Genomic DNA, 17523 nt, shown 5'->3' with positions numbered 1-17523 from the left:
GTTTTATTTCTGTCATCGACGTGACAAAAAACTGTCGCGCTCCGATGTTACCAATGACGGTACCAAAAAAGTAAAATGGAAGAAAAATATGTACCAACCAATCGACAGTGCAGGGCTGCGTCGCCTTGTAAGCCTAGAGCTTAACAAGCTTCATCCTCGCACCCGTGAAGAAGCGCACCGCGCCATGACAGGTCGCATGGGCGCTTATGATACCAGCGGTGATGCGATTGAAGCAGGCATCAATGCCTATTTTGCCGAGAAGGCGCGCGCGCACTAGCACGCATCATTCACATAGGGGCATCAAGCATGCCCTCAAAAGCGACGAAAGGACGATCAAGCGGCATGCTGTTCGTCCTTATTGCTTTTTAGGGATGATGTTGCCTGTTTGGCTTATTCGGAAGGCTCAAGAAGCTTATGCAGGTGCACAACCACATATTTGGTCATTGCATCATCAACGTTCGCCTGGCTGACACTGCGCCATGCTTGCTCAGCTTCTGAGTAGGACCCATAGATGCCCACGATATCAACTTTGTTGAGATCGGCGAATTCGAGAGATTGCGGGTCTTTTACCTGACCGCCAAAGACAAGATGTAAAAGCTGCTGGTCTGCCATGGAACATGTTCCTGTTGAATTGGTTATATCCGTAACATCTGATTGCTTCGGTGGCGTTTATTTAGCAAACTCGCTGGAAAACACCACCCTTTTCTTAGGAGTACCATTGTGAGCACATCTGTGAACGACAAATTTCTGATTTCCATCATCGGGCTAGACCGTGTTGGTGTTGTCTCGGGTGTGACTGGGTATCTGTTTGAGACAGGCGCCAATCTGGCCGATAGTGCTTTTGCTGTCCTTGGTGAGGGATTCGAGTTTTCCTGCATTGCGGAGTTTGAGGCCGGTGCCGACGAAGATGAGGTGTCAGCCGGTTTGGCGGCGCTTGATGTGGTGGCAGGCGCACGTATTACCGTTAGTCGTTTCCCGTTTGCATTAGCCAGAGGCGAGAGTGCAACTATCACTCATATTGTTGATATTTCTGGCGGTGACCGACCGGGGCTGGTCGCACGTATCAGTGATGTGTTGGTGGAGTACGGCGCGAATATCGTTCGGATGAGCAGCAAACGCACAGCTGTTGATGCTGGCTTTGACTACCGTACTCGTTTCGCCATTAATTTGGGGGAGGGGCGATTTGCCGCCCTTGAGGCCGCGCTCTATAACACGGCGGGTAGCCTGAGGCTAAACTGCGGCGTTGAAGCTGTGGGCGACAACACCGCAGAATGATGATTGCTTTCTAGCGGGAAGCTTCCGCCTGAGAACCACTTGGCATGGTGTTTTGTGCACGCAGCCATGCGATCAGGCCGTCAAAACCGTCTTTCTTGATCTTTGACGAGAACAGGTCCCGGTTGGTGATCAGAAGGTTGATGCCTTCAAATTCCAGGTTCACGATCTGGAATTTGCCGTCTTTTTTACGGACGCGCCAGTCAGCCAGGATAGGTTGGCCTTCTTCACGGGTTACTTCTGTTCGAACATAGAGATGGCCCTGTTTACCGGAAGCCGGCTTGGTGCCACTCACTTCAAGTGACTTGAAGCCGATCTGGGCCATACGCTTGTCGAATTCTGCAATGATGTAATCGCCCATGGCCTGCATATAGGTTTCGCGCTGCTCTTTTGAGATCGTGCGGTAGTGCAGGCCCAACATGCCCTGTGCTAGAAGCTCAATATCCGTCGCGTCTTCAAAGATGGCGCGAAAGGCATTGTAGCGCTCTGCGGCGGAGAGCTTGCTGTCGCTCCATACAGCAATGGTCTCGGTGCTCAGGTTTTGCACAAATTCAATCGCCCCCCGAACATCGTCAACGGCACGGTCGCCGCCGTCCTGAGCTTGTGCACCGGGCACAGTCATCAGAAACAGAGTGAATAGAGCAAATAGGCGTTTCATCGGAATATCCTAACTGGCGCTAAGCCTGAATTATTCGCCCGCCACAGTTGCTGTCCGCAGATAAGCCATCAAGTCCATCCGGTCTTGCTCTTTTCTGAGGCCAGCGAAAGCCATCTTGTTGCCGGGCAGGAAAGTTTTGGGTGAGCCCAACCAGGCGTCCAACTTCTCTTCTGTCCATACAAAATCGGCTTCAGCAAGCGCTTTTGAGTATTTATAATCATCTTTGCTGCCAGCTTGACGGCCAAAAAGACCATCGAGGTTCGGACCCATGCGGGACCGTTCCGCAGCCGTAAGGTTATGGCACGCTTTGCAGCGGTTGAAAATACGTTTGCCCTTCTCGGCGTCGCCATGGGCGGAAATAGCCGTTGAGGCCGGGTTGTCGTCCGCCGCTGTCGGTAACGTTGCTGCACCGCAAAGCATTGCGAGGGAAAGGGCGGCCATATATTTTTTCATCGTCTGCTCCTGACATAATTGTGGCGGAGTTACCCCCGCCACATACTTCATTTTCATACTTAATATCGCATGAACATGGTTCAAGGTCGCTGTGTCACTTTGCCACTTCACTTTTATCGTGAGTATAAGGCTTTATCTCACCAGATTTCACTCTGGCAAGGTAGCTCTCCAGCATCTCTTTCACTTCCTTGCGCATGATAATAAGCCCCACGATGTTCGGGAAGCCCATCGCGAGAAGCAGCGCATCTGCCATATCCATTACAGGCGCGAGCGACATCGCGGAACCGATGATCAGGATCATCAGATAGGAAATCTTGAACGCGAAGTCCGCAGCGCTGTTGTTGCCAAACAGGTAAAGGAAAGACCGTTGGCCATAGTAGAACCACGTGATGGATGTGGAGAATGCGAACAGGATAACCGCGATCGTCAGGATATAGGGGAACCAGTCGATTACAGACCCGAAAGCGTTTGAGGTTAGCGCGATACCTGCTGACGTGCCCGACGCGTTTGGATCAAAAGACCCGGTCAGGATAATCACGAGCGCGGTGATCGTGCAGATCACAACGGTGTCAATGAACGGCTCAAGGAGCGCCACAAGGCCTTCAGCTACAGGTTCTTTGGTTTTTGCAGCCGAGTGTGCGATGGCAGCTGAGCCAAGACCAGCTTCGTTCGAGAAGCTCGCGCGGCGCAGACCCTGAATAAGCACACCAATGATGCCGCCCTGAACACCTTCGCCTGTAAACGCGCCAGCAAAAATCTGGCCGAAGGCCGCAGGAATATCAGCGAAATGGCTGAAGATAATCACGAGTGAAGCAGAGATGTAGATCGTTGCCATGATCGGCACGAGGAACTCTGTCACATGCGTGATTTGGCGAATACCACCGATAATTACAAGGCCCACAAAGAAGGCGAACATGATCCCGAAAAGCCACTGACGGCCATAGAACACGCTGTCTACACCACCGGTCAGCGCAGCAATCTCGTTCGTGAACTGCGTGGATGACTGGTTAACCTGGAACATGGCACCCGCGCCATACGCGCCGCCGATACAGATGATGGCGGCTGCGATTGCAAGGATTTTACCAAGGTTAGGCAGCCCGTGATTGGCAAGGCCGCGGGACAGATAGAGCATCGGCCCACCTGTAACTACGCCATTCTCGTCAATCTCGCGGTATTTAACACCGAGCGTACATTCAACAAACTTGCTCGTCATACCGAAGAAGCCTGCAAGGATCATCCAGAAGGTTGCGCCTGGGCCACCAATAGAAACGGCAATCGCAACGCCTGCGATATTCCCAAGGCCTACGGTGCCTGAAACGGCAGCGGTGAGAGCCTGAAAGTGGGTTACTTCGCCCGGATCGCTCGGGTTGTCATAGGTACCCTTGACGATGCGAATGGATTGTTTGAAGCCCCGGATGTTCGGGAACCCAAAATAAAAGCTGAAGAAAACAGCGCCGCCAACAAGCCAGAGCGCGATGAACGGGATACCCGGTGCATCTGCAATCAGCCAGTCCATTGGAACGGTGAAGAAAATCACGTCGGAAATAGCCTGGCTGATGGGGGCCATAACTTCGTTGACGGATTCGGCGAATGTTTTGTCGGTGTCTTGTGCGAAAACCGCACCAGCGCTGCCCAGAATTAGAATTATTGAAGCCAAAAGGCGTTTCATTGTTGCTCCCCAACACTCTGTTGCACTTGGGGCAGGAAAAAATCCTGCCACTTCATCAGTTTGTTCTTGGGACGAAGGCCTCGTCCGGTTAAAATTGTGCCGCATGCTAGCCCCTAATGTGGTTTGGCTCAACGGAAAGATGCTCACGTTTTCCAGAAGACTGGCGCTTTCCCGCCTTTGTTGCTGTTTCGTCTATCTTTTAACGGGCGATTAACCTGTTTGGCATAGCGTGCGCGTAGGACCTTTTTTAGATGGGAAGATAGATTTGTCTGACGCCAATAAGCTTTCAAGCGCCGATGTCGCCAAACTGTTGCAGGATCCGAACGAAAATAACCGGGCGGAGGCTGCGGCAAAAGTCGCTAGTACATTTGGGGCTACGGCGCTGACGGAAAGCGAACGCCAGATCGCGGAAGATATCTTTCGTGTGATGTTGCGTGACGCAGCGGTAAGGGTGCGTCAGGCTTTGTCTGAAAGTCTTAAGGACAACCCGGATGTGCCGCATGACGTTGCCGCAACACTCGCGCAAGACGTTGATGAAGTAGCGATGCCGGTAATCGAGTTTTCGTCGGTCCTTACGGATAAAGACCTGATTGATATCGTCCGCACCCGTGGCACGGATGTGCAAAAGGTCGTGGCGGGGCGCAAGGATGTGTCTGAAGATGTGGCGGATGCGCTGGCGGATGCTGGCGACGAAGAAGTTGTCGCAACTCTTGTGAGCAATAAGGGCGCAAAGATCAAAGAAGCGACTTTTGGCAAGGTGCTCGATAAGTTTAGTGATAGCGATGCTGTTAAAGCGCCGCTTGCGATGCGCGGTGAGCTGCCGATTGGCGTTGCTGAGCGTTTGGTGACGCTGGTGTCTGAGCAGCTGCGCGACCATATCATGACCCACCATGAAATTTCCCCGTCTATGGCGAGTGATCTGCTGATGGAGAGCCGGGAAAAGGCTACAGTTTCGCTTCTTGAAGGTGGCCAGAAGTCGACGACCGTTCAGGAGTTGGTGGACCAGCTGTTCGATAACGGCCGCTTGACGCCGACCCTGATGCTGCGTGCGCTCTGCATGGGGGACACGACATTCTTTGAGGTGGCGCTTGCCAAGCGGGTTGGTATCCCTGTTGTGAACGCATACAAGCTTGTGCACGACAAGGGTGATCTCGGCCTCAAGCGCTTGTTTGAAGTGGCAAAAATGCCTGAACAGTTCCTGCCGATGGCACGTGCGGCCCTTGATGTGGCTGATGAGATGCTGGAAACCGGGGGGGATGACCGTCAACAGTTCCGTCAGTTGATGATTGAGCGCGTGCTGACGGCGGTTGAGGACGATGTTGATACAGAGAACCTTGACTATCTGATTGGTAAACTTCAGCGCCATGAAGGCAGCTCATCTGACGCTGCATAAGAGGCAAGTACAGTCATGAAAGGGAACGAGGCGCCCGAGGGCGCCTTTTTATTTGCCCATCACACGGGGTAGCCAAAGCGCGAGGTCAGGCCAGAGAAGAAGCACAATCAGGCCAAAGAGCTGAAGTAGCACAAACGGAATGATGCCGCGGTAGATATCAGCGAGCCGCACGCCATCAGGCGCTGCGCCTTTCATATAAAAAAGGGCGAAACCAAAAGGCGGTGTGAGGAAACTGGTTTGCAGGTTAACAGCCATAAGGATGGCGAACCATACCGTGACTGTGCCTGCCTCAGGAAGGTGGCTCCCAAAATCGAGCGCAGCAATAATGGGGGCAAACACCGGCAGGATGATGAGGGTGATCTCGATCCAGTCGAAAAAGAAGCCTAAGAGAAAGACCGCAAGCATAAGAACGGCAAGCACAAGCCACGGTGAAATACCGTTCTGGTTGATGGCTGAGAGGATAAGGTCATGCCCGCCAAGCAGCGCGAATACATATGAGAACGCCGTGGCACCCACAAACAAACCAAAAAGCATCGTGGTCGTTAGTGCCGACTTTTCCACCACATCCTTGAGTGTGACGAAGGTTAGCTTCCTATTGAGCGCAGCTAAAACTAACGCACCGGCGGCACCAACCCCACTCGCCTCCGTGGGGGTTGCGAACCCACCAAAAATAGAGCCAAGCACCAGGATGATCAGCAATATCGGCGGTACAAAACTGCGGAGTATGCGCATGAACGTGAGTTGGCCCGCTGCAGCGTCGGCACCCAGTGGCGGTGCAAGGTGAGGGGCCATGGCGGTGCGGCCAAATATATAGAGCATATATAGCGCCGCGAGAAACAGGCTCGGGCCGATCGCGGCCAGGAATAACCCGCCCGCAGATGTAGACAATAGATCTGCCATAACCACAAGCATGATAGATGGCGGCAGCAGGATGCCAAGCGTGCCGCTGGCGGCGATGGTGCCGGTGGCAAGGGCTTTATCATATCCCCGCTCAATCATCACCGGGAGAGCGAGAAGCGTCATCATCACGACGCTCGCGCCAATAATGCCGGTGGTTGCGGCGAGAATGACGCCTAAAACGGTGACAGAAAGCGCAAGGCCACCGGGCACGCGCCGTGTCATCAGTTGAAGGGTATACAGAAGCTCTTTGGCAACGCCGCTGCGCTCAAGCATTGTGCCCATGAAGATGAACATCGGGATAGCGACAAGGACCAGCTTATTGACCACCCCGCCAAAAATGCGGCTCACGACAAGGAAAAAGCTGTTGGGGTTTTCAATGCCCAGCCCCACTGCGATAAGCCAGAAGAGAAGCCCGACACCGCCAAGCACAAAAGCAACAGGAAACCCGCTAAAGAGCAGGGGAACGAGCGCGAGGAACATCAACACAGGCAATAGCTCAATGATCATTTCCATCAGCTTTCTCCCGCTTGTGCATGCGCGCGGCCAAACCCGGTTTGGTCGGCGAGTTTTTTTGCACCGAAGAGATAGATGATCGCATCGCAAAGGCGTGCGAGTGCTGCCAGCCCCAGGAGAGCAAAACCAAAGGGTATGAAAGCCTTGATGATCCAGCGTTCGCTGAGGCCGGTGGGCGACGCCGATGCTTCATTGTAGGTAAGGCTATAGCTTACATAATCCATCCCAAACATCAGGATGGCCGCAACATAGGGAAGGAGGAAGATCAAGCAGCCCCATAGCTCGATCCAGGCACGCGTGCGTGCGCTCGCCCGGTCGCTTATCAACTCGATGCGTACATGTGCGTTGCGGCTGAACGCCCAGCCAAGGCAGGTTAGGAACAAGGCGCCGTGCAGGTGCCACTCCAGCTCTTGCAGCTTGGTGGAGCCGATCACAAACCATCTGCGCAAGGTAACGTCAGTGATAATGATGAGCATCAGAGCGACAATTGCCCATGCGCCGACCCGGCCCAAAAATGCCACCAGACGTTCAGCGCCACGCGCGAAAGTGAAGAGTGCTTGCACGGCTAGTCCTTCAGATAGCCGCGGTCAGCCCACGCCTTGTATTTCTCGCGAAAAGCTTCAAGCGAATGCCATACACGGGCAAACTCCGGGTCTTTTTCCGCGAGGTCTGTGACCACACGGCCCCAGGCTCCTTCAAGTTCATCAAGAATTTCGGGTGACCATGTGTGAATATTGACGCCTTTGGCTTCAAGCGCGGCCATGGCGTCTGCCTGTAAGGCTTCACCTTCGGAGATGCCATAGCGAATATTGGCGGCGCATGTCGCCTCTACCTGCGCCTGTTGTGTTTCGCTCAGGCTATTCCAGGCGTCTAGGTTGATCATCAGCTCAAAGAAGGTGGACTGCTGATGCCAGCCGGGGAAATAGTAGTGCTTCGCGACCTCATAAAAGCCCATGCGGTAATCAACTGCTGGCATTGCATATTCCGTCGCGTCGATGGTGCCAAGTTCAAGCGCTTGGTATATCTCACCCCCAGCAATAAGTTGGGGGGCTGCACCAACTTCTTCCATCACCTTGGCGCCAAGGCCAAAAAACCGAATCTTCAGGCCCTTAAGGTCATCAACGCTGTTGATTTCCTTCTTGAACCAGCCAGATGCCTCAGGCGGGGTCATGCCGCAAATGATGCCGTGGATATTATGTTTGTGGTAAGTCTCTTCAAACAGCTCCTTACCGCCGCCATAGTCGAACCACGCCAGATATTCAGGCGCGGATGGCCCGAATGGCACGCTTGAAAAAAGCTGGAGCGCCGGGTCTTTCCCAGCCCAGTAACCGGGGGTGGACCACCCGGCTTCAACAGCGCCGTAGCTGACGGCATCAAATGTCTCAAAAGGCGGGGCCAGAACGCCGGGTTCATAAAACTTGAGCTTAACCGAGCCGCCGGAGATTTTGGCAACCTCGGTCTCCAGCCGCTTACCCAAAGTGCCCAATTGAATGAGCGTGGAGGGATAGGTGCTGGTCATCCGCCACTCGACAGGCTCACCAACCTGATGAGTGTTTTGGGCGTCCGTGTTTTCGTTTGAACAGGCTGCCAGCATACATAACGATGCTACGGCAGCGGCGTTGACCGGTCGCATGAGCTTCCCCCCTCGTTGCGTCCTACCCGAGACTATTGTCAGCTGAACTTCTTCAGTGCCTGACCTAGCAGGATGTATAGCTTGCCCATGTCGGAAGATACAAGTGTCACCGAAAGGGCGCTGCCCCGGTCCCCCATCATCGCGCGTTCCATCATGCCTTCAAAATCACGGCAGTAACGCGCAACCGCTTCCCTGAACTCAGAGTCTGTCTGGAACTTGTCGGCAATGGCCTTTTTCGTCTTGCGGTCCGCATTTCTGACCGAACGCCGCATAAACACAGACCGATCACCAGACAAATAGGCCTCCCACACATCGTCGGGCAGGTCATGAGAGAGGGCTTTGTTGATATCGATAGAGGTCGATTGCAGGCTTTCCATGAGAAGCTGTGACGTGCGCGCAAAATCATTTTTTGTGGCACCGGCAATGCGCTTTTCAATCTCTGATGTTTTTTCAATGAAATGCTCGGCCCGCTGCGCCACCTTCTCGGCTTCGTTCCCGATCCGCATGGCGAGGAGTGCGCTTTCTTTTTCGGCCTGGTCTGCCGTTTCTTGATATTCCTTTAGTACACGGGCGAGGGTGCTTTGCATTTCTTCCTGCAAGAATGTGATGCGCTCGGCCGCACGGTTGGCAATATCGTCCATGCTTGCGGTCAGCTCGTTCCGTGTGTCCTCAACTGCGCGCTTCATATCGCCCTGCGCACGCTCTGTCTGATCCATCAGCGACTGGCTGGCAGCGTCGAGCCTTGTGGCCGCTTCCATGGAGCCGAGCGCGAAGTTCTCAACCTCTTTGCTCATGCTGTCAGAGGCCTGATTGAGCTTCTTGATCACTTCTTCTGTGTCATGGCCGATACGGTCACGCTCGCCGGCAAAGGCGTCGGCGGCGGAACCAAGAGCCTCGCGGGACTCCGCCAACTCGCTTCTGAGGGCCGAGGTTTTTTCAGAAAGCGCGTCTGATGCGCCTTCCAGTTCTTCGCGGGTTCCTTTGCCTGCGCTCTTCATCTCATCCATCAAGGAGACCAACTCACCAGACCGGCCTGCGATATCTTCTTGTGCAAGTGAGGCTGTGTCCTGAAGCGCTCGGCTCTGGTCACGGAAACGCTCTGCCGCTTCAATTACCCGGTCAGCCGCTTCCGTTGACGCGTCATTGAGGGCATCGCGCTGGGAGGTGAGGTCTTCCTCAAGCCGGGCCAGCTTCATGCGCGTTTCGTTCAGTACGCTTGATAGTACGCCGGTTTGCAGGCTCATTTGTTCCCGCACGTTCGCGAGCTCTTCGTTTGCGCCACCTGCTTTCTCTGCCAGTTCTTCCGCGCTTTCGCCCATCTCCTTCGTGAGGCTCGCGGCCTTGTTGCTCAGCTTGTCAGCGGTTTCGCTGAGGGCAGCGCCACTTTCTTCACCGGCACGAGCAAGCTCTTCCAGCTGTTCTTCAACACCTGCGCGAAGCTGGCGGATATGCTGTAGTGTGCGCTCTGCCGCGTCTTCCGCTTTTGATACGGCTTCATCACCATGGCCGGATATCGCTGCCATGGTAGCTTCAAGCGCGTGCCGTGCCCGCTCAAGCCCTTCACCGAGTACACGGTCAACCTGTTCTGCATGTTCCAGCACCGCTTTGCCTGTAGCTTCGGTGGTCTCCAGCGTTTTCTGGTTAACCTGCTCGCTCGTGGAAAGGGCTGCCGCACAGTGATCCTCAAGCGACTTGCCGGCTTCTTCGAGCAGGTTTTTGGCCCGTTCCACGGTTTCAATCGCCTGTGAGGACATGGCCTGTGTGCGCTCAGCGAAGATGCTGGATACTTCATTCGTACGCTCAAGTGCCTCGGTGGCTGCTGTATGCACTTCACCGACATGGCTTTTGAGTGTCTGCTCGATTTTTGCCGACTCTTGCGCGGCCAGTTGTGCCAGTTCAGCGAGCACAGTGGCCTGGGTCTGCATATGCTCAGATAGCTCTGCCGAGCGGCCCTCAAGGCCTTCAACGTCATGACGGAAGCGGTCCATGCCGGACAGGACGTTTTCCGTCACCGACTGCAGGCGCAACTCAACATCAACAACAATATCCTGCACTTCGCCCGCTTTTTTACCTACGTGTTGGCTGGCTTTGCCGAGCCGTGCTTCCATGGCTTCGGTCGCGCCCGCAAGGGCATCAAGGCTTGTATCTATTTTGCCGCGCGCGGTGTCGGCGGTGCCCGCCGCATGTTCGCCAGCGCCTTCAAGCCGTGCGGCCATTGTGCTGACCATGATCTCGAGGTTGTTGAAGCGGTCCTCAATCTCTTTTGTGGTTTCTCCCATAGATTGCCGCTCACGTTCCAGCAGGTCGCGAATTGAGGATGTACGGGCCTCCGTGTCTGCGGTCGCGGAGAAGAGGTTGCTGATCTGTTCCTGAAAGCGTTTTTCCAGATTGTTAATTCTATCAGATGCTAAATCTGCAACAGCTTCAATATTTTGAAGCTCTTTCTTCAGTGTTTTGTTTAATTGCCCCAGGCGCTGTTCAGCGACTTCAACTGGCGCCACTGCTTTATGGAGGCTTTGCGCCATGGCGAGGCGACGTTCAAGGAGCGGGTCTGTGCGTTGGAAGGCGAGTGCCACCAACCAGAAGATTGCGATTGGCGTAGTCAGACCACCGATAAAACTTGAGAGCGCGGTTGCAGATGCCTGAATTTCAACTAGCGCTGATGTTGACCATAGATAATATCCAGCACCGGAAAGCCACAAAACTGTGAAAGAACTCGCAAGGATGAAGGGAAGCATGCGCCGTGTGTTTCGGGCGGCAACGGCCTTGCGTTCAGCTTCATCCGGCTTGCTGGTTTCTGTGGTTTGTTTCACATCATCTTCCTGCTCAGGTTCAGGAAAATTCATTTCCGCTTTTGACATTGTGCCCTCAATGGTCTTCCCCGCGCGCGCTTTGCGCCTTGTGTTACAGTTTATGATTACATGCCGTCCGTCAATGGCTTGAACGGAGGTTTTTACGTGATGGCTGGTATTTTGTTACGAAGTTATGGCATCATTGAGGACGGGAAGAGGTTTCACGTTTTTCAGGAAGGGCTGCCATGGCCAATTTGACAATCGTGAAGACCGCGGGGGCAGTAAAGCCAAGTGTGGCGCAGCGGCGTTACCTTGAACGTGGTCTGAATGAGCCTGGGGGAAAGTTGCCGCTCTTTGATCGGCACGGCCAACGTATCAATGACCAGACAGTTCGTGCATGTCTGTCGAACGGCTGGTGTGAGCCCTGGCGTCGCAACCCCATCAAGCCAGATTGGCTGGTCTGTAAGCTCACAAGCGCGGGGCGCAAGGTGCTGGAGGCATGATGGGGGCACCACAATCTAACTGGAATGAGGATGTAGTGCTTGACCCGGATCACCTGCGGGGTTTCTCAGGCGGGGACCGCGATTTTGAGGCGCAGATACTTGCAGTGTTTGCCGACAAAGCGCCGGGGTATCTTGCTGACCTCTCCAGTGCTGGCGAGACAGACTGGCGATCAAATGCTCACAAGCTTAAAGGCGCAGCACGTAGCATCGGTGCATGGCGGCTCGCGCGGGAGGCGGAACGCGCAGAACACCAAGACGGCATCCATGAGGATGATACGCTGAAAACACGAGTGTTGCAGGAGCTGGATAGTCGCCTGCAACAGCTTTTGGACACCATTAAAAATCGCTAACGATGTGCATGTGAAATTGAAATGATTGACCGCGCGTAAAGTCAAGCGTTACAAGGAAATCAAAGGTTTATGAGAAGCCGGAGCTGTAGGGCCACTATATGAGCGATTATGATTTCGACCGGGTAAATGTTCTGTTGGCAGAGGATAGCCCCTTTATCCGTTCATTGCTTGTCAACTCCCTCAAGGTTCTTGGTGTGGGCAATGTCTTCGCGGTTGAGCACGGTGGTGACGCTATACACTTCCTGCAGCGGGTGAAAAATGAGCCCATGCGGGTTGGCGTGCAGCAGATTGATATCGTGATATCGAACTGGGACATGCACCCCATCGACGGCATGATGTTCCTGCGCTGGGTGCGGCGCCATAAGGACAGCCCGGACCGCTTTGTGCCTTTTGTGATGATCACAAGCTATACGGAACCAGAGCGCGTGCTTCAGGCTCGTGAAATGGGTGTGACCGATATGCTGGCCAAACCCTTCACCATCAAAAATATCGGTGAAAAACTGATCTCAATCATCGAGCGGCCGCGTCAGTTCGTGCATACCAAGGACTTTTTTGGCCCAGACCGCAGACGACAGAAACTGGATCATGGCGGCCCTGAACGCAGGGTATTGACCGACAAGAGCGAAGGCGTGGAGATTATCCGTGGATAAAAAACAGGTTATCGTACGCTTCTACCGCTTCAAGAACCGCCTCAAGGAAAAGACGGCAGGTTTGGCGCCGGGCAAAGTAAGCATTTCACCTGAAGCGCTGGAGGCCGCCGAGAAGGCCCTGACAAAGATGTCAGAAGACTACCCTGACTGGGTGTCCGGCCTTATTGTGAAACTTCAGGAACAACATGGCCGCTGTGTAGACACGCCGGAAAGTCGCCGCGATTGTTTCGAGGAAATTCATCGTATCGCCCACGATATGAAGGGGCAGGGCGGGACGTTTGGCTACCCATTGATCACGACCTTCGCAGACTCGCTTTACGGCTTTACCTACAAGCGCGATGAAATATCGGACGGGCAGGTTGAGTTGATCAAGGCGCATCTTGATGCAATGCGGGCGGTTATTCGCGGCAGGGTTAGCGGCACCGGCGGTGAAATTGGCGAAAAGCTAACGGACAGCTTGAACGACGCTATCCAGAAATACAGCGCCTAACCCGCGAGTTAGTCTACGTACTAAAAAGGGGACCGCTTGGTCCCCTTTGTGCGTTCTGAAGAGCAGAACTATTCCGCCGCGGCCCGTTCGCGCAGGCCCAGCGCGTGGTCCATGATATGAAAGACCACATTCTGTTCCATGGTGCCGCGTACCAGATGAGCCCAGGGCCCGATACCAAACAGCGCCACATCTTCACCGCCGTGCGTTTCGCTTGAGCGCGGGATGAGCGACTGTTGCAGGAATTTGGGGTCTGTGGTGATCTCGTCCGTAAGCACCGGACGGTCACCAGGTACAGCACCGGGGCCATTGTTGTACCCCAGCGTGGTGTATGGCTTGCCGTCACCCATCAGTGATACTTCACCCGTTACAGGCTCCTTCACGATGCCGAAGATCGGGTTGCCGCGCTGCGGGTACCCAGCCATGGTGAACACGTGGCTGTGGTCTGCGGTTACAAGGATGAGCGTTTCATCCAGGTCAACCATTTCCACGGCTTTGCGCACCGCTGCAGACAACGCAACAGCGTCATTAAGCGCGTTATAAGCACTGCCGCCGTGGTGACCATGGTCAATCCGGCCGCCTTCAACCATCAGGTAGAAGCCGTTTTCGTTTTTGCTAAGCATATTGATGGCGGTTTCCGTCATCTCTGCCAGTTCAGGCTGCTCAGCGCTATGGTCTGCGTGGAAATCCATATGAGAGCTACTAAAAAGCCCAAGCAGGCGATCTGTCGAGCCAAGGTCAACATTCCTCAGTTCCTCTGCCGTTTCCACATAACGGGCATTCTCTGCCGTTTTGGTCCATTCGGCGGTGATATCGCGGCCATCGGTGCGTTTGCCCTTTTTGTCACCTTCAGGCACAAAATTGCGGCGACCACCACCGAGGGCTACTTCGAGGCCATCACCCATCATCGGGTCCAGAATCTGTTGTGCTATATCGCGGCACCCGGCGGCTTTGGCGTCATCGGGTACTTCGCTATCGGCTTCCCAGTCCCGCATGGGGCTGTGTGCATATACGGCGGCTGGTGTGGCGTGGGTGAGGCGCGCGGTGCTCACAATGCCTGTGCTCATGCCTACCTTCTCAGCGTAATATGCAAGTGGGGTAACTGCTGTGAATGTGTCGGCTGCACATTCTTTCTGGTTCTGGGTTGGCGGTGTGTTGATAACGCCGATACGGGTTTTCATGCCTGTGTTTAGGGCCGATGCTGTGCCAGCAGAGTCAGCGACCTGAGCGTCCACGTTGTAAGTTTTGACCAGCGCGGTGTAGGGGAAGCGCTCAAAGCTCAGGTAGTTTTCTTCACCGCTTTCACCGCGAAGCTGGCCTTCCAGGATGCGCGCGGCCGTTAGGGTTGAAATACCCATGCCGTCGCCCACAAACAGGATAACATTTTTGGCGCGCTTTTCGTTGACCTTAACGGCGACGCGGTCAGCGATGGCTTTCTCACCATCTTTGAGCCAGCTTTCTTTCGTGCCGATTGTATCTGTCTCTGCGGCCAGTGTGGCGCCGCTCAGCGCAGCTGCGAGTATAAAGCTGCTGATTACACCGATTTTCATCAGTCTCCCCTTTCAAAGGATAGTCGTTTGTATTGGGCGCCAATAGGCTCAAGCTTTAGCAAAGTATTCCGCTTTAATAAAAGGGGATTTTGACGGATTGGAGTCATTGCCGCCAATTGTGTGCTTTTTCGCGACAATATACCGCGCGCGCATGAGAAATGCGGTTCAGGATATATGACTTACGATCATAAGTTTAGCGACGGGCCGCATATGGCACACGCTTTGTCGCATCACCCCTCAAAAAAAATCAACAGCTTCATATGTTTGAAGGGTCAGCAGGAAAAACTGCGGCAACAACAAAAATATACACACACAGCGACATAGCGAGGAGAATTTCCATGAATAAGAATTTTGCAAAAGGTCTGATGGTAGCGGCGTCTCTTGGTGCCATGACATTTGGCGCGGCTGCGCAAGCGGGTGAAAGCGATGGCTTGAAGGCCTGGTCTAAAGCTGCAGGCGCGTCCGTTGACGCGGAAATGAAGTATCCGGCCATGGCTGTCCGCCAGAATGCGGAGGGTTTTGCCAGCTTCCGTGTAACCATTGATCGCAACGGGAATGTTGTGGACACGGACAACGTGGTGACAGCAAAAAATGGCCTTATCAATGCGGCGGCCCGCCGTGTGGTGAAAAATGCTGAATTTCCCGCACTGCCGTCTGACTATCGCGGCGAGAAGCTGAGCTTTGCATTGCACCTCAACTACGCCATTGCCGCGTCAGGCGATGAAGAGCGCGCACTGAAACGCGATGCGCGTGTGACCGGCCGTGAAATCGCCCGTGCGCGCGGCCCGGTAAGCGCCAGCATTGAAATATTGGATGCCAATGCAGACTAAGTTTCTATCCTAGAATGACAAAGAAGCCCCGGAGTACACACTTCGGGGCTTTTGTTTGTGCCTCATCTACCCCAGAAAGGCATTGGCGCGCGCCTGCCAATCGGCGGATGTGTCGCCAGCATGTGCAAGTAGAATGCAGACCCAGAACAGCATATACCCTTGTATGGCACGGCTTATGCGCTCACCATCGCCAAGCGAGGTCAGCACACCGAGGTTGAGAAGATTGACCCGAGCCTCCGTGTGGAACTGTTCATCAAACCCTTCAATATTGAAGCCTGTGGTGAAGAAGCTCATGGCGCTAAATTCGCCAGGTTCAGCCTTCAATAGCTCCTGGAAAAGACCGAGAAGGCGGATGGTTTCCCTGTCACCTGCCTCATAGCATAGCACCGCCATATTCCAGCGATCGGTCAGCGATGGTTTTTCGATCATGTCAAAGCAGGCTTTGTAGCCTTCAATGGCGTTTTTCGGGAATTTTTGCAGTGCCTCATGTTCACCGTACAGGTTCGCGAGATTTTCAGGGGTTACCATGGCCGTGTAACACTTCAGGTGCGGTAGCAGCGCACTTTCAAACTGCATATCCATTTGAGCGGCGGCTATGGGCAAATCGAGAAGCGAGGTGATTTGCTTTTCTGGCCTGTTGGAGTGGAACATGGCGAGGGCACGGGTGGCGGAGGCAGTTTCCTGTGGCAGCCGGTTTAGCTTTCCACCTTTTGTTTGTACTGTTTCCTGTACAGTTTGCAAAAGCTTCAGGTAGAGCATTTCATAGGAATATTCACTCTCAAGCCGCGCCTTGCCCGCAGATGCGACCGCAGAAAGCCTGTCTGGGTTTTCAAGAAGCGCCAGCGCTTTTGCTTCAAAAGATGCCTCATCGAAGAGGATGATCTCTTCATCTTCCTTGAAGTAGGAACCTATTTTCTGGTCACCGGTTGCGTATTGGGCGTCGATCTGCATTACCACTGCGCCCGCATTCATCGCTTCACAAAGCCGGTAGTTGTACGGGCCGTGCAGGCCAACGGCGTTGAGTACAATTTTGCTGCGCTGTAAATAGCCCAGATAATCGGCTCGGCTCAGGCCATGCTGAATCTCAAGGCGATATTTGTCGCCATGCTTTTCTTTGAATGCTTGAAAGGCTTCATGAACTTTTGCCCGGTATTGCCCATAAATTGGTGTGTAAGTGCCATCAAAGGTGAGGAGAATATCAATTTCGCGCTCCGCGCTTGCGGCCCCTGCAGGGATGAAATGATGGAATGATCCCCAGTTTACACCAAACGGCAGATCGAAGATTTCTTTCTGTGGGAGTGTGGACCTGAAAATCTCGGCGTAGGTGGTTGAGAGCGGGCATATGGCATCATAGCTGTAGGCGAGGTTATGGAGTTCGACCGCCCGGTGGTGATGGCAGAATCCAGCAACTGTCATAAAGGGCAGGGATGCGAGGCCGCGGGGTGTTGTTGAACCACCGCATGCCTGTGGATCCCAATAGATATCAGGCTGGAAACCGAGGGGCAGCTTGTTTACAGCGTCGTCCATCGTATCTGTGATGATGTTGAACGGAATACGATCAGGGCGTTCGTCTTTTGCGTCGGTCGAGAGAGAGGCAACATCTGCTACGCGCAGGAGCGGCATGGTATGAAAATTTGGGTAAATACTGCCGTTAATAAGGCCCAGCAGCACCTTCGGGCGCGGTATTGCCATCAACACAGCGTTCTGAACCCGGAAGCTGTTGCGTTGACAGAGGAAAGCAGCGTCGTGCTGAAGAGTGGGGGCGAGTTCCTCGTAGGCAGCCTCAACCTCCTGAACCGCAGCATTATCAGCTGCAGCAGCCTCCATAGCCTTGAGGTTTTCAAGAGTTTCGGTTGTGCTTGCCATTATA

At 54.0% G+C, this 17523-nt stretch carries 18 protein-coding genes; 8 read left to right on the top strand and 10 right to left on the bottom strand.

Annotation, left to right across the window (positions count from 1 at the left end; all coding sequences use genetic code 11):
- Positions 1-88 precede the first annotated feature (88 nt).
- On the top strand, positions 89-277 hold the full coding sequence (locus tag ACN0XZ_RS08635; RefSeq protein ID WP_417457333.1) for a hypothetical protein: 189 nt from the start codon (positions 89-91) through the stop codon (positions 275-277).
- A 113-nt stretch (positions 278-390) separates the two neighbouring features.
- Here ACN0XZ_RS08635 and ACN0XZ_RS08630 read toward each other — a convergent pair whose 3' ends face one another.
- Positions 391-612, bottom strand: a complete 222-nt coding sequence (locus ACN0XZ_RS08630; protein ID WP_417457332.1) for a DUF4170 domain-containing protein — start codon at positions 610-612, stop codon at positions 391-393.
- A gap of 108 nt (positions 613-720) precedes the next feature.
- On the opposite strand from ACN0XZ_RS08630, the gene ACN0XZ_RS08625 reads away from it, so the two are divergent.
- Positions 721-1275, top strand: coding sequence for a glycine cleavage system protein R (locus tag ACN0XZ_RS08625; RefSeq protein ID WP_417457331.1), 555 nt, complete (start codon positions 721-723; stop codon positions 1273-1275).
- A gap of 10 nt (positions 1276-1285) precedes the next feature.
- Here ACN0XZ_RS08625 and ACN0XZ_RS08620 read toward each other — a convergent pair whose 3' ends face one another.
- The 3 genes from ACN0XZ_RS08620 to ACN0XZ_RS08610 form a co-directional block, all read right to left on the bottom strand.
- Positions 1286-1930: an MlaC/ttg2D family ABC transporter substrate-binding protein gene (locus tag ACN0XZ_RS08620; RefSeq protein WP_417457330.1), complete on the bottom strand. Its 645-nt coding sequence runs from the start codon at positions 1928-1930 to the stop codon at positions 1286-1288.
- Between the two features lie 30 nt (positions 1931-1960).
- Positions 1961-2383 carry a c-type cytochrome gene (locus ACN0XZ_RS08615; protein ID WP_417457329.1) on the bottom strand — a complete coding sequence of 141 codons (423 nt, stop codon included), beginning with the start codon at positions 2381-2383 and terminating at the stop codon, positions 1961-1963.
- Between the two features lie 94 nt (positions 2384-2477).
- Positions 2478-4052, bottom strand: coding sequence for an alanine/glycine:cation symporter family protein (locus tag ACN0XZ_RS08610; protein ID WP_417457328.1), 1575 nt, complete (start codon positions 4050-4052; stop codon positions 2478-2480).
- A gap of 265 nt (positions 4053-4317) precedes the next feature.
- Here ACN0XZ_RS08610 and ACN0XZ_RS08605 point away from each other — a divergent pair, with 265 nt between their 5' ends.
- Positions 4318-5445: a DUF2336 domain-containing protein gene (locus ACN0XZ_RS08605; RefSeq protein ID WP_417457327.1), complete on the top strand. Its 1128-nt coding sequence runs from the start codon at positions 4318-4320 to the stop codon at positions 5443-5445.
- A 48-nt stretch (positions 5446-5493) separates the two neighbouring features.
- On the opposite strand, the gene ACN0XZ_RS08600 is transcribed toward ACN0XZ_RS08605, so the two are convergent.
- Genes ACN0XZ_RS08600 through ACN0XZ_RS08585 form a run of 4 tightly spaced genes read right to left on the bottom strand, consistent with a single transcriptional unit; the run spans position 5494 to position 11352 of the window.
- Entirely contained in the window at positions 5494-6858 is a 1365-nt protein-coding gene (locus tag ACN0XZ_RS08600; RefSeq protein WP_417457326.1) for a TRAP transporter large permease, read from the bottom strand.
- Complete coding sequence (locus tag ACN0XZ_RS08595) at positions 6858-7421, bottom strand: TRAP transporter small permease subunit (RefSeq protein ID WP_417457325.1); 564 nt, start codon at positions 7419-7421, stop codon at positions 6858-6860. The genes ACN0XZ_RS08600 and ACN0XZ_RS08595 overlap by 1 nt, the downstream gene beginning before the upstream one ends.
- A gap of 2 nt (positions 7422-7423) precedes the next feature.
- Entirely contained in the window at positions 7424-8491 is a 1068-nt protein-coding gene (locus tag ACN0XZ_RS08590; RefSeq protein ID WP_417457324.1) for a TRAP transporter substrate-binding protein, read from the bottom strand.
- A 38-nt stretch (positions 8492-8529) separates the two neighbouring features.
- A complete protein-coding gene (locus ACN0XZ_RS08585; protein WP_417457323.1) occupies positions 8530-11352 on the bottom strand; it encodes a hypothetical protein in 2823 nt (940 codons plus the stop codon).
- 176 nt (positions 11353-11528) lie between these two features.
- Here ACN0XZ_RS08585 and ACN0XZ_RS08580 point away from each other — a divergent pair, with 176 nt between their 5' ends.
- From ACN0XZ_RS08580 to ACN0XZ_RS08565, 4 genes are all read left to right on the top strand, one after another.
- Positions 11529-11786 (top strand): hypothetical protein, encoded by a 258-nt coding sequence (locus ACN0XZ_RS08580; RefSeq protein ID WP_417457322.1) that lies wholly within the window; start codon positions 11529-11531, stop codon positions 11784-11786.
- On the top strand, positions 11786-12136 hold the full coding sequence (locus ACN0XZ_RS08575) for an Hpt domain-containing protein (protein WP_417457321.1): 351 nt from the start codon (positions 11786-11788) through the stop codon (positions 12134-12136). The genes ACN0XZ_RS08580 and ACN0XZ_RS08575 overlap by 1 nt, the downstream gene beginning before the upstream one ends.
- A gap of 98 nt (positions 12137-12234) precedes the next feature.
- Positions 12235-12786: a response regulator gene (locus tag ACN0XZ_RS08570; protein WP_417457320.1), complete on the top strand. Its 552-nt coding sequence runs from the start codon at positions 12235-12237 to the stop codon at positions 12784-12786.
- The gene (locus ACN0XZ_RS08565; protein ID WP_417457319.1) at positions 12779-13276 is read left to right on the top strand and encodes a hypothetical protein; all 498 of its coding nucleotides are present in this window, start codon (positions 12779-12781) and stop codon (positions 13274-13276) included. The genes ACN0XZ_RS08570 and ACN0XZ_RS08565 overlap by 8 nt, the downstream gene beginning before the upstream one ends.
- Positions 13277-13344: 68 nt before the next feature.
- On the opposite strand, the gene ACN0XZ_RS08560 is transcribed toward ACN0XZ_RS08565, so the two are convergent.
- Entirely contained in the window at positions 13345-14823 is a 1479-nt protein-coding gene (locus tag ACN0XZ_RS08560; protein ID WP_417457318.1) for an alkaline phosphatase, read from the bottom strand.
- Positions 14824-15161: 338 nt separating this feature from the next.
- Between ACN0XZ_RS08560 and ACN0XZ_RS08555 the strand changes: the two genes are divergently transcribed.
- Positions 15162-15653: an energy transducer TonB gene (locus tag ACN0XZ_RS08555; protein WP_417457317.1), complete on the top strand. Its 492-nt coding sequence runs from the start codon at positions 15162-15164 to the stop codon at positions 15651-15653.
- Positions 15654-15719: 66 nt separating this feature from the next.
- Here the strand turns inward: ACN0XZ_RS08555 and ACN0XZ_RS08550 are convergent, their stop codons facing one another.
- Entirely contained in the window at positions 15720-17519 is a 1800-nt protein-coding gene (locus tag ACN0XZ_RS08550) for a glycosyltransferase family protein (RefSeq protein WP_417457316.1), read from the bottom strand.
- Between the last annotated feature and the right edge of the window lie 4 nt (positions 17520-17523).

It is taken from the genome of Kordiimonas sp. (assembly GCF_048264555.1).
Lineage (GTDB): Bacteria > Pseudomonadota > Alphaproteobacteria > Sphingomonadales > Kordiimonadaceae > Kordiimonas.
The sequence above is the reverse complement of the archived record's forward strand: the minus strand, read 5'-3'. Positions and strand labels throughout refer to the sequence as shown.